Genomic DNA, 12239 nt, shown 5'->3' with positions numbered 1-12239 from the left:
ATTATTGAGTATATTTTTTACACAAATTAACCTAAACTTGAATTCTTCACGATTCATCCACATTTATATGTTATCAATTAAAATATTACATTTCGTTTCAATGATTGTTTTTTAAACATTTTTTGTGTAGTATTATTAAAAAATGTGACGTAGTTATGCTTTTTGTAAGTTGTTTTGCTACAATAAACATGTTCAAGAACAAAAATTTGACCGTCAAGGGGAGCCGATGGAATGAATAATTCTTATTTAAAGATCTTGGGCTTAAGTCTAGGACTCACAGTGATGGCACAAACAGGCCATACTGCTGCAATTAAAGATACGACCAAGCCAATACAATCATTAATTGTTGTGGTAGATAAACAATCACCGATTGAAAAAGCGCTCAATCAACAAAAGCGTGGCGAGAATAAACTGATCTCAGATAAAGATCAGCTTAAAGTTTTAACGTCGATTAAAACCACAGCCTCACAAAACTTTTTAGCTGAACAACATCAAAAATTTTCTTGTTTTGTACAAGCTTTATTCCAACCGCATACTTTGTAAAAATTTGATTTAGAAAAATAAATTCTACGCTCCTCAAAAGAATTTAGAAGCCCAATCGTTTATTGGTGAATTAACCCTTAAGCAGTTGGGCTTTTTCGTTATAATAGTTTCAATTTACATTCTGAATAATATTTAGTTATGAAAGTCCGTACTCGTATTGCACCCTCTCCAACTGGTTTTCCGCATGTAGGCACTGCCTATATCGCCTTGTTTAATTTATGCTTTGCACAACAACATGGTGGCGAATTTATTCTTCGTATTGAAGATACTGACCAACTCCGCTCAACCCCTGAATCTGAAAAAATGATTTTAGATTCGCTGCGTTGGTTAGGTTTAAATTGGTCAGAAGGGCCTGATATCGGCGGACCTCATGCTCCTTATCGCCAATCTGAGCGAATGGGAATCTATAAACAATATGCTTTAGAACTTGTTGAAAAAGGTCATGCCTTTTACTGTTTCGCAACGGCGGAAGAGCTTGATCAAATGCGTGCTGAACAACAAGCCCGTGGTGAAACCCCTGGTTATGACGGTCGTGGCCTAAAACTTTCCCCAGAAGAGGTACAACAGCGTTTGGCTGCGGGTGAAGCCCATGTGATCCGTATGAAAGTCCCTGAAGAAGGCGTTTGCCAATTCAATGACTTACTTCGTGGTGAAGTGGAGATTCCTTGGGCGCAAGTCGACATGCAAATTCTACTCAAAACAGATGGTTTGCCAACTTATCATTTAGCCAATGTAGTCGATGACCATTTAATGGAAATCACCCATGTGATTCGTGGTGAAGAATGGATTCCATCTGCACCAAAACACCAGTTGCTCTACCAATATTTTGGTTGGGACATGCCAACATTGTGCCATATGCCATTGTTGCGTAACCCAGACAAGTCAAAATTGTCTAAACGTAAAAATCCAACCTCAATCAACTACTATAAAGACATCGGTGTGCTGCCTGAAGCGTTACTAAACTATTTAGGCCGTATGGGTTGGTCAATGCCAGATGAAAGAGAAAAATTCTCTTTGGCTGAAATGATTGAACACTTTGATATTCAACGTGTGTCTTTGGGTGGTCCAATTTTTGATGTTGAAAAACTAAACTGGCTCAATGGACAATGGATCAAAGCACTCAGCCCTGCTGAACTGTTAAATACACTTTTGGCTTGGAAATCTGATCGCCAAACCTTAGAAGATATTGCTGCGGCCATTCAACCACGTATTAACTTACTGTCTGAAGCAGTAAATTGGGCTGGTTTTTACTTCAATCAATTCCCAACATTGACCAAAGAGCAATTTGACAGCAAAAAGTTGACTGAAGAACAAGTTCGTCAAAGCTTACAATTTGCAATTTGGCGTTTAGAAAGCTTGTTTACCTGGAACAACGATACTGTGAGCCAAACATTGATGGATTTAGCGAATCAAATGGAAATCAAACTCCGTGATTTCATGCCAGCATTCTTTATCGCAATTGCTGGTTCAACATCATCTACTCCTGTGATGCAATCGATGGTCACCATTGGCCCGGATTTAACCTTTGCCCGTTTACGTCATGCACTTGAAATTGTGGGTGGCCCGAGCAAAAAAGAAGCAAAAGTTTGGGAAAAACTGAACGAAAGCATCAAATTGCCGAAAAATGATGCAGTTGATGAAGCTTAATTAAATTTTCTGTTGACGTGTGAGCGCAATATCCCTAATATTGCGCTCACACAGACTGGGGGTTATAGCTCAGTTGGTAGAGCGCTACAATGGCATTGTAGAGGTCAGGAGTTCGATCCTCCTTGACTCCACCAAAAGTTTTACCTGTGTTGCCTCACTTGTCCCTATCGTCTAGAGGCCTAGGACATCGCCCTTTCACGGCGGTAACCGGGGTTCGAATCCCCGTAGGGACGCCATATTCAAGATGGCGACATCTTTGTAAAAAGCCCAAGCATAATGACTTGGGTTTTTTATTGCCTAAATTTTGCTTTTAAGCTGCTATTCAGTCTTTTTTGCATTCTAAAATAGAACGATTAGAATATGCTTAGATTATAAATGTGGAGCCACCATGCAATACCAATGTCCAAAGTGCCAAAGTCGAAAAATCTTGCCTGTTACCCATGGGAATACGCCTGCTGTACGTCCTGTTGTTCCAAAAAGCTTGGTATTTTTGATTCCGTTACTGTTTATTTTGTTGTTACTGGTCGTCATTAGTATTGTGATGTGGATTTTCAGCAACGGTGCAGGTCAAACATTGCAAATTGCAACAGTTGTGGTCTTCATTGCAGCTGTGATTGCAGGGGTAATGTTTTGGCGTGATCTGCCTGATTTTAAAATATCAATGCAATCATTTATGCAAGCCAATAAAAGCTGGAAGTGCCGTGACTGCAATCATGAGTGGCAAATCTAATCCTTCAGCTTTGCCTCATGTTCAAATCAAACCATTCACCTTAATGTGAATGGTTTTTTGCTTCATCTGTATGTGTGTCATCATCAGCATTACTGTGATCATGCCCATCTGATTCATGCGAATGCACCATACACTCATTGTCTTCAATTTGTAGCGTCATCTCAGTAATCCCATGTTGATGGCTGAGCATTTCCATGACCTGTTGATACAGTTGATTCCGATCCGCTTCTGGTGCAAATAAATGTACTGTCAGATGCACATTTTTAGATGTAATGGCCCAAACCTTAAGTTGATGAATACTTTCTACACCTTTAACCGATAAAAGATCATTACGTAATTTTTCAATATCAATTTCCTCAGGCACACCTTCCAGTAAGATATTGATACTTTGTTTTAGCAGAACCCATGTTCTTGGTAAGACCCAAAAGCCAATGAGTACAGCAATAATCGTATCCACCCACATCCAGCCGGTGAAATAAATAATTGCGCCCCCGATGATCACCCCCACAGAACCCAGTGCATCACTTAACACTTCCAGATAAGCACCTTTTATATTGAGGCTTTCCTTTGAACTGGAGAATAAAATCTTCATTGAAATGAGGTTAATCACCAACCCAATAACCGCCACAACCATCATACCGACACTCTGAATTTCAGGGGGTTGGCTAAAGCGCTGATACGCCTCATAGAGAATATAAATTGCAACCACAAACAGCATCATGGCATTAAACAGCGCTGCTAAAATTTCAAAACGCTGATAGCCAAAGGTCCGTTTATCATCTGCGGGTAATTTACCAATTTTGATGGCAACCAATGCAATTGCCAATGCTGCTGCATCAGTAAACATATGTGCTGCATCGGACAATAAAGCCAAGCTTTGCGTCATGAAACCCGCAATCACTTCAACAATTAGAAAGGTACTGGTTAACGCCAATGCAAAGGTTAGTTTTTTTACATTTCCTTCTGTGACGACAGCATGACTATGATCATGCCCTTGTTGTTCACTCATGTTCATACCTCTGATTTTGTTTTATCAAAATATTGAATATTTTTTCTATTTATTATTGATAATAATTATTATTATCAATAATAAGGTTTCTTCTATATAATGGCGACTATATTTTCCACAGTTCAAATACCCCTGTTAATGGAATATCGACAATGAAAAAATACCTCTACCTTTCTGTACTTCTTTGCTCTTATAGTTATGCACATGAACCCTATGTTGCACCTCTGGGCTATAACACCACAAATACACAAATCCCAGTGATTGCATCCTATGCTGAAGAAGCACTAAATGCAGAACATGCCATGAAACAAACCGCGCTCAACGTGATTCAACCAGATCAAAGCAAATTACAAGTTGAAGCTGCAAGCACTTTAAAATCGGCTACGGTGTTTGACTTAGCCTTACCACAAGCAGGCACCTATCACCTGTTCAGCAAAGCGTCTTTCCCACTCAAATATGTCCAACATAATAAAGAATGGAAAATGCTTTTTGATGTCCCTGCTGAGAAAGCAGGTAAGATCGCTGAGCGCGAATATGTGATTCCTGCTGACTTTAAGAAACCGCCTGTACCGATCACCATTAACCGAGAATGGTCAATCCAAAGCTATATTTCTAAAGAAAAAACGTCACCTATTCAAAACAACACTGATGCTGCAATACAAGTCGAATTTAAAACCCACCCCAACAGCATTACTGCGCAGCAACCTGTACAAATCTTGATTAAAAAATCAGGACAAGCACTCAAAAATGCTGAACTGCTCATCCGTGCTCAAGGGCAAACCGATAAACAAGCGCAAAAAGTTCCGGTTGCTCAAGATGGTTCAGCGACAGTCACTTTTCCTTATTCAGGGCAATATCTGCTTGAAATCAGTGAAGCATTTAACCAAACCACTCAACCTGTAAATCAAAATTACACCATCATTAGTTTAGGTGTATTGCCTGTTAGCCAATAATAAACTGTCTATACAGTTTCAATGCCTCACCCTTCTTGGCTAAGAACGGTGAGGTTATTTTTAAATTAACGATCAACCATCCATTTGTGCTTTAACTTTACGTTCATTCATCCAGCGATAAATCACCGGTAAAATCACCAAAGTCAGTAAGGTGGATGACATGATGCCGCCAATCACCACGGTTGCCAGTGGACGCTGAACTTCCGCACCTGTCCCTGTAGCCAACGCCATCGGCACAAAACCTAACGATGCCACACAAGCCGTCATCAATACGGGCCTTAAACGTAAAATTGCACCTTGCCATGTGGCCTGATAAACATCCAGTTGTTGACGTAATTCCTTAATAAAGGTCAACATTACCAAACCATTTAATACCGCCACACCTGAGAGCGCGATAAAGCCCACACCTGCAGACATCGACAATGGTATACCGCGAAGCCACAGTGCAATCAAACCACCACACAGTGCAAATGGAACACCAGTAAATACCAGCAAACTTTCCTTAAAGTTATGGAAAACGGCCATCAACAGCACAAAAATAGTTATCAGCGCCAGTGGAACGACCAGCTGCATACGTGCCTTCGCAGAGGTTAGGTTTTCGAACTGTCCGCCATAACTCAACCAATATCCCGCAGGCATTTCCTGCTTCGCCAAAGTCGATTGTAATTCGGTGACAAATGAGCCCAAATCGCGCCCTTCGACATTAGCGGTCACAACGACACGACGTTTACCATTTTCACGACTAACCTGATTAATACCGAGGATATTTTCAACTTTAGCCACATCCTGAAGTTGGATTAGACCACCATTCGGTGTTTGAATAGGTAAAACGGCCAGATGTTCAGGTGTACGTTGAGCATCATCCAGACGAATCACAAAGTCGAAACGGCGGTCACCTTGTAAGATCTGACCAACATTCTGCCCGCCGACACTGGTTGCCACCAAGTCTTGAATCGCTCTCACCGACAGACCATATTGCGCTGCCGCGGCTTTGTTCACTTCAACATTTAAAAGTGGTAGGCCTGAAGTCTGTTCCACATTGACGGCAGTTGCGCCAGTAATCCCTTTGATTTGTTGTGCAATCTTAGTGGCTTGCTGATTCAACACCTCCATATCATCGCCAAAAATCTTGATCCCCACATCACTTCGCACACCAGAAATTAATTCGTTGAAACGCAGCTCAATCGGTTGAGAAAACTCACTATTATTTCCGGGTAATGTACCAAGAAATGCAATCATACGTTGACGTAGCTCATCAATTGTTTGCTTTGGATTCTTCCATTCATCACGTGGCTTTAACAGCACCACAGCATCGGAAATATTAGGCGGCATGACATCTGTTGCCACTTCTGCCGTCCCTGTACGGGCAAATATAGCTTTGATTTCTGGAAACTCTTTGAGCAATAACTTTTCAGTATTCTCCTGCATACGTAAAGACTGCTCTAGGCCAGTACTTGGTGAACGCATTTGTTGTACTGCAAAATCGCCCTCACTCAAGGTGGGTGCAAATTCACTACCAATTTGAGTGGCAAGCACACCTGTTAAAAACAGAATACTCACCGCAAGGGTGACGACTAACATTCTAAAGTTATAGGCTAAATTGAGTAGTTTTTCATATTTTTGCTTTAACCACAGCATCCAGCGACTTTCTGTTTCTTTAACTTCACCATTAACAAATAAAGCCACTGCAGCAGGGACAAAAGTAACCGAAAGAATGATTGCACCCACCAGTGCCAATACCACCGTCATAGCCATTGGGTGAAAGAGCTTTGCTTCAACACCAGACAGAGCGAAAATAGGCAAGTACACCACTAGAATAATTAATTGACCAAAGATTAAAGGGCGACGTGCCTGTTTAGCCGCAAGAAAAACTTCTTTAAAACGTTCTGCTCGTGAGAGTAATCTGCCTTTTGCATGCTGTGCCTCTGCCAGTCGCCGAATACAGTTTTCAACAATAACGACCGCACCATCCACAATAATCCCGAAATCTAGTGCGCCTAAGCTCATCAGATTGGCACTAATTTTCTGCTCAGCCATACCCGCCAAAGTAAACAGCATCGATAACGGAATTACACACGCAGTAATTAACGCGGCACGGAAATTACCAAGAAATAGGAACAGAATAACAATAACCAGAATTGCCCCTTCTACAAGGTTCTTCTGTACTGTACTAATCGCACGCTCGACCAAAGCTGTCCGGTCATATACGGTTTGAATCACAATACCTTTCGGTAAAGATTGCTGGACTTCCTTGATTTTGGCATCCACTGATTTCGCCACAGTACGGCTATTTTCACCCATCATCATCATGGCGATACCGAGTACTGTTTCCTCGCCATTGTAAGTTGCACCACCTGTACGTAGATCATGTCCAATCGAAACAGTCGCTACATCTGCAACTCGGATCGGAAAACCATTTTTATTGCCGATACTTACATTTTGAATATCTTCAATATTGTTCAAGGTTCCTGGAACACGTACTGTCAATTGCTGCCCATTAGTTTCAACAAAACCAGCACCACGGTTTTCATTGTTTCCAGTTAAAGCGTTTTGTAGATCACTGACAGGGATTTGTAATTGTTGCAAACGATTTAAATCGGGCGTGACCACATAGGTTTTATTGAAGCCACCAATGGAGTTGACCTCTGCAACGCCGGGAACACGCTGTAACTGTGGTCGTACAATCCAGTCCTGCATTTCACGTAAATCCATCGCAGTATAGGGCGTACCATCAGGTTTTTTCGCATTCGGCTCAGCCTTGATCACCCACTGATAAATCTCCCCTAGCCCTGTCGATACAGGGGACATTGTCGGTGCAATATCATCTGGTAGTTCGGTTTGGGCTTCTTGTAAGCGTTGATTAATCTGTTGTCGTGCCCAATAAATATCCGTCCCATCTTTAAAAATAATGGTCACTTGCGATAAACCATAACGGGAAATAGAACGGGTCAACTCTAGCTTAGGTAAACCCGCCATCGCAGTTTCGATGGGATAGGTAATCCTTTGCTCAACTTCTAATGCAGTAAAACCAGCCGCTTGGGTATTCACTTGCACTTGGGTATTGGTGATATCGGGTACAGCATCAATCGGTAATTTTTGATAACCGTAAATCCCCACGCCAATCCATGCCACAATAAACAGCATGACCCAAATGGCATTTTTAATCGAAAATTGAATCAGTCGATCAAATAAACCTTCAGGTTGAGGTAATGCTGAATCCGCATCGAGATCTAACTTAGAATCAGAAGAATCATTAATGCCCATGGCTCGCCTCTCCTTTTTCCAATTCAGATTTCAGCAAAAAGCTACCCTGACCTGCATATTGCTGACCTTGAGTCAGACCAGACTTCACTTCAACCCACTGACCATCACCGGATACCTGACCCAGTACAACAGGCTGTGCAGTAAACTCGATTTTCTTGTCATGTTCACTGGAAACGAAAACAATATCCTTTCCTTCAACTTTCTGTATGGCACTTTTGAGTACACGCAATGCTTGAGCAGTGCCTTGCTGTTGTAGCTGAACATTGACCATCAAATTCGGACGTAATTCAGCCGCATTCGACAATACTTTGGCACGCACTTGTAAACGTCCAGTCTGCACATCAGCTTCACTATTTAAACTTTGAATCTGTGCTTTAAAGGTATTCCCCGTTTGCAGTGACTTAAATTCCAGCTGTTGATTTGGTGCAATCGCTGAGAATTCAGAACTTGGTACAATAAATTCAAGCCATAGCTGATCCAGTTGATCGATGATAAATAACTGGCTGGCAAGCTGTACATTTTCACCCATAACCAAGTCTTTTTTACTGATAATGCCTGCAATTGGTGCTGTGAGAACATAACGACCATTACTGCTCGATGAGGCACCAAAAGCAGATAAACGAGATCTGGTGGCTTGTACCTGAATCTGTGCTTGCTTATAGGCATTGTAAGCTCGTTGATAATCCTGCTTGGCAGAAATACCTTGTGACCATAACTGCCGCTCTCGTTCATAGTCCTGACGTGCCAGCTCTAAGCTTGTTTGTGCGACCTGTAAATTCGCCTGCTGATCAACCAAATCAGGCACCACCAATGTCGCCAATGCCTGCCCTTTTTGCACACGCTGTCCCAACTCAACATTGACTGCAACCACCTGCCCACTAAATGCAGGTGATACATGTGCTTGACGGTCGGTATTGACCATAACCTTTGCAGGATAAGAAGCTGATTTGGTAACAGTGCCCATCTCTACTTTAGCAAGTTTGATTCCTTGTTCAGTAATCTGTTGCGCGGTCAGACTAATGGCTTCAGCATTCTCTTTCTCGCCACCCTCTTCTTCACTGTGCTTCGCTTCTTCGGAACCATCTTTGGTGGTTCCCTTAGCATTTTCATCATGTGAATGTCCTTCTTCAGCATGTTCTGCTTCTTTTTCACCGCCTTCTTTGCTCGTGCCTTTTTTGGTTGAAAAGAACAACCCCATGGCAATAAGAGCAGTCATTACAATAGTAATGATGATCAGTAGGCGTTGAGAAATTTTGCCTTTCTGAAGTTTAAAAGATTTAAATTGATTCAGCATATTAATTTCCCCCGCCCACGATTGGTAAAGCTTGTGTTTCCTGCCATAAACTCTGATTGATCTGTGCTAAAGCGTCTTTTGCCATGATTTGACTTGGTTCAATACCGAGACTCAGACTTTCCGCTTCAATGGCACGTTGCCAGCCATCTTTTAATAATTGCACTTTTCTCAAACGCACTTCTTGCAACTGTAACGTTGCGAGTTGCACATCGTTAACGGCAAATTTACCGACAGTAAACCCCTGCAAAGTTTTACGTTGAACCTGAGCTGCAAGCGGAATCTGAGACTCATCGACTGCTTTAAACTGTACTTCCAGTCCTTGCAATTCAGTCAACAATGTTCCCACCTGCAAAGCATTTTGGCGGAGATAAAACTCCTGTTGTCTACTGAGTAAATCCTGCTTTGCTTGCGCAATTTGCACACCGTATTGCTGGCGGTTGAAAATATTCAATGGGATAGAGACCCCCACAACTAAAGCATTGTCAGTCGAGGTTTCAGGTGATCGAGTACGATTCACACCTAAATTCACAGTCGGATTAGGCCGTGCCGAAGCTTTTAATTGCGCCACTGTCGCTTTTGCTTGCAACACCTGTAACTGACGTGATTTTTCAAAAAGATTGTCCGCGAGATATTCTTGTACCTGTTGGTGTGTCGAAGACGGCCATAAAGATTGAGGATTTAAACCGATACGAATCGATTTATCAGCATCCCCCCAAAGGTTGGACAATTGCTGCTTGGCAACTTGCACCTGCAAATCGGCTTGACGATATAAGCGAGCATTTTCTGCATGACTCAGTCTGGCACGATCTACATCAACCTGAGCGACACTCCCGGCTTGATAGCGCTTCTGAATCGCATTCAGATTTTCTTCACTGACGTTGAGCTGCTCTTGAACCACGTTGCGTTCTAACTCAAAAATCGCGAGCTGTGACCATTGGTATTTCACAGCCAATTCAAGTTGAGCCTGATAAATCCGCTGATTTAAGTCACTTTGATCTTTTGAAAGTTGTGCCAACCTCTGTGCTGACTTACGTTCACCAAAAATATCCAATCGTTGAGAAACACCAATTGAAAGCTCTTGATCTTGATTGGAACCAAAACCCGTTTGCGATACGGATAACTCTGGATTTGTCCACAGTTTTGCTTGTTTGATGTTCGCCGTTGCAATTTGTTGCTGTGTTTGCCAGACGTTCTGCGTTTGCTGATATTGCTCAGTTTTTGCAATTGCCTGTTGTAACGTTAATGCTTGAGATGGGTTGTCTGCCCAACTAAGAGATGACATCACACTCAACATCAGTGCACCGAGCAAAGACGGTCTAAAACCAAATACAGGCTTTTGTACTAAATTACGTATTTCTTTTGACATAAAAATGCCCCACTAAATTAAACCATTAGCGGTGGGCAATCTTTTTGGCTACCCCACCTTATAGCGGGGATGAGAGAGGCGGAGGATTAGGCAAATATAGATCGGGTGACTGGTACAAATTATTCCAGCCAATAAAGCGGGATTCAGGGTAGCCTATAAACTTAGGCTGCGCTGTTTGTTGCTGATCATCAACCACAATAAAATGCGCAAAGGAAGGCAAATGGTCACGATGATCATCATTTATATGATTAAGGAAATCATTGGAACGCACATCATGTTGGTGTGCTGATAATTGTTTTGACGCGGACTGATCAGAAATCGGTTTATCTATCCCATACACATCCAATAGCTGCGGATGCTGTTGCTGATCTTGAGTACAATCAGGCGCATTATGGTGCCCAAAATGCTGACTAATTAATCTTTGTGATGGAAGCGCAGTATTTTCATGATCACAAAAAGCCGCCGCTACATTCCAAAGACTTTGGAACATAAACAAACTAAGCAAGACTGTGATGAAAACACTTGAGCGTTTCACAGATTCTATCCGAAATCAAAAAACAACCTAAATATAGCAAATTTTCTCAATGTAATAAAATTACAGTGCGTGATTTAATCTTTTAAATAAAAATTGTTGGTTTGTTAAATAATGTATTTTTTAACAAATGTGTAAAAATCGCAATTGACAAATTACATTTAACTATTTGCAAAGTGAAAAAAATCAGCTAGATTAATTATATCTAATCATTTTTTTGTGATTAGCAGTCTCTTTTACTTTGTTAATGGATTAGCAAGGAGGTTGTATATGTTGGTACATATTTTTAACCGTTTTTTAGGAGATTCAACATCTCGCCGGGCATTTGAACAGAATGCTTCCGAAGCTGCTCTCGAAAAAGCGCAAGCACATCATTTTGAAGATCAAAATCTAAGTTTAGATGAAATCGCAAATCGTAATGCTATGTGGTGCTACTTAAGAGCTGCTTTACGTGGAGATCAAGAAGCTCAGTATAAAATGGGACTCAGCTACTTAAATGGACAACTTGGGTTAGACCGAAGTTATAGTCATGCAGAAAAGTGGCTTGAACAAGCTGCACATCAAGGTCATACCCACGCCAAAGAACAATTAAAAAAAGCATATGATGAGCTTGCTTTTTCATAAATCATGATAAAAATATTACATATATCCACCTATAAACAGAGTTGAAATAAACTCTGTTTACTTAAAAATATATTCAAATTTTCAAGTGAATTTATTTGGTTATGTTTTATACAACAAGATTGATTTTTTGCTTTTAATACTCATTTTTATATGGTAAAAATCACGAAATAAGTAAAAATATAATAGAGTATTTACTCTAAAAATATTTTATAAATTCAGTTACTTAATACTAGTATTTTTATTTTTTTTGTATATTATTGCCTTCCAACAAAAGTGA

Annotated in this window: 10 protein-coding genes and 2 tRNA genes; 7 read left to right on the top strand and 5 right to left on the bottom strand. The window is 41.0% G+C overall.

All coding sequences use genetic code 11. The annotated features are described in order from the left end of the window. The first annotated feature begins 231 nt into the window (after positions 1-231). The 5 genes from CQZ96_RS15095 to CQZ96_RS15075 all read left to right on the top strand — a co-directional run bounded on the left by CQZ96_RS15095 (position 232) and on the right by CQZ96_RS15075 (position 2920). Positions 232-543 carry a hypothetical protein gene (locus CQZ96_RS15095; protein ID WP_105713825.1) on the top strand — a complete coding sequence of 104 codons (312 nt, stop codon included), beginning with the start codon at positions 232-234 and terminating at the stop codon, positions 541-543. Between the two features lie 138 nt (positions 544-681). Continuing rightward, positions 682-2190: a glutamate--tRNA ligase gene (gene gltX, locus CQZ96_RS15090; RefSeq protein WP_004725395.1), complete on the top strand. Its 1509-nt coding sequence runs from the start codon at positions 682-684 to the stop codon at positions 2188-2190. A 58-nt stretch (positions 2191-2248) separates the two neighbouring features. After that, positions 2249-2324, top strand: a tRNA-Ala gene (locus CQZ96_RS15085). Between the two features lie 26 nt (positions 2325-2350). After that, positions 2351-2426 (top strand) — tRNA-Glu (locus CQZ96_RS15080). 152 nt (positions 2427-2578) lie between these two features. Then, positions 2579-2920, top strand: a complete 342-nt coding sequence (locus tag CQZ96_RS15075) for a hypothetical protein (RefSeq protein ID WP_004725393.1) — start codon at positions 2579-2581, stop codon at positions 2918-2920. A 40-nt stretch (positions 2921-2960) separates the two neighbouring features. On the opposite strand, the gene CQZ96_RS15070 is transcribed toward CQZ96_RS15075, so the two are convergent. Further along, positions 2961-3929 carry a cation diffusion facilitator family transporter gene (locus CQZ96_RS15070; RefSeq protein ID WP_105713824.1) on the bottom strand — a complete coding sequence of 323 codons (969 nt, stop codon included), beginning with the start codon at positions 3927-3929 and terminating at the stop codon, positions 2961-2963. Positions 3930-4081: 152 nt separating this feature from the next. Here CQZ96_RS15070 and CQZ96_RS15065 point away from each other — a divergent pair, with 152 nt between their 5' ends. Further along, entirely contained in the window at positions 4082-4882 is an 801-nt protein-coding gene (locus CQZ96_RS15065) for a DUF4198 domain-containing protein (protein WP_004725389.1), read from the top strand. Between the two features lie 72 nt (positions 4883-4954). On the opposite strand, the gene CQZ96_RS15060 is transcribed toward CQZ96_RS15065, so the two are convergent. From CQZ96_RS15060 to CQZ96_RS15045, 4 genes are read right to left on the bottom strand one after another with little or no spacing between them, the layout of a single operon-like run. Further along, complete coding sequence (locus CQZ96_RS15060; RefSeq protein ID WP_105713823.1) at positions 4955-8146, bottom strand: efflux RND transporter permease subunit; 3192 nt, start codon at positions 8144-8146, stop codon at positions 4955-4957. After that, positions 8136-9440: an efflux RND transporter periplasmic adaptor subunit gene (locus tag CQZ96_RS15055; RefSeq protein WP_105713822.1), complete on the bottom strand. Its 1305-nt coding sequence runs from the start codon at positions 9438-9440 to the stop codon at positions 8136-8138. Before CQZ96_RS15055 ends, CQZ96_RS15060 begins: the two co-directional genes overlap by 11 nt. A 1-nt stretch (position 9441) precedes the next feature. Then, the gene (locus tag CQZ96_RS15050) at positions 9442-10806 is read right to left on the bottom strand and encodes a TolC family protein (RefSeq protein WP_089605281.1); all 1365 of its coding nucleotides are present in this window, start codon (positions 10804-10806) and stop codon (positions 9442-9444) included. 58 nt (positions 10807-10864) lie between these two features. Beyond that, positions 10865-11341 carry a hypothetical protein gene (locus tag CQZ96_RS15045; protein ID WP_004725380.1) on the bottom strand — a complete coding sequence of 159 codons (477 nt, stop codon included), beginning with the start codon at positions 11339-11341 and terminating at the stop codon, positions 10865-10867. Positions 11342-11608: 267 nt separating this feature from the next. Between CQZ96_RS15045 and CQZ96_RS15040 the strand changes: the two genes are divergently transcribed. Next, entirely contained in the window at positions 11609-11962 is a 354-nt protein-coding gene (locus tag CQZ96_RS15040) for an SEL1-like repeat protein (RefSeq protein ID WP_004816626.1), read from the top strand. The last annotated feature ends 277 nt before the right edge of the window (positions 11963-12239 follow it).

Source organism: Acinetobacter sp. MYb10, assembly GCF_002980175.2.
Classification (GTDB): domain Bacteria; phylum Pseudomonadota; class Gammaproteobacteria; order Pseudomonadales; family Moraxellaceae; genus Acinetobacter; species Acinetobacter guillouiae.
Note: the sequence above shows the minus strand (reverse complement) of the source record. Positions and strands in the feature narration are given on the sequence as shown.

Bases quoted from the DNA above. Each gene is read 5' to 3' on its own strand.
- CQZ96_RS15075 (WP_004725393.1), top strand. From the start codon at position 2,579: ATGCAATACCAATGTCCAAAGTGCCAAAGTCGAAAAATCTTGCCTGTT.
- CQZ96_RS15055 (WP_105713822.1), bottom strand. From the start codon at position 9,440: ATGCTGAATCAATTTAAATCTTTTAAACTTCAGAAAGGCAAAATTTCT.
- CQZ96_RS15050 (WP_089605281.1), bottom strand. From the start codon at position 10,806: ATGTCAAAAGAAATACGTAATTTAGTACAAAAGCCTGTATTTGGTTTT.
- CQZ96_RS15070 (WP_105713824.1), bottom strand. From the start codon at position 3,929: ATGAGTGAACAACAAGGGCATGATCATAGTCATGCTGTCGTCACAGAA.
- CQZ96_RS15065 (WP_004725389.1), top strand. From the start codon at position 4,082: ATGAAAAAATACCTCTACCTTTCTGTACTTCTTTGCTCTTATAGTTAT.
- CQZ96_RS15060 (WP_105713823.1), bottom strand. From the start codon at position 8,146: ATGGGCATTAATGATTCTTCTGATTCTAAGTTAGATCTCGATGCGGAT.
- gltX (WP_004725395.1), top strand. From the start codon at position 682: ATGAAAGTCCGTACTCGTATTGCACCCTCTCCAACTGGTTTTCCGCAT.
- CQZ96_RS15095 (WP_105713825.1), top strand. From the start codon at position 232: ATGAATAATTCTTATTTAAAGATCTTGGGCTTAAGTCTAGGACTCACA.
- CQZ96_RS15040 (WP_004816626.1), top strand. From the start codon at position 11,609: ATGTTGGTACATATTTTTAACCGTTTTTTAGGAGATTCAACATCTCGC.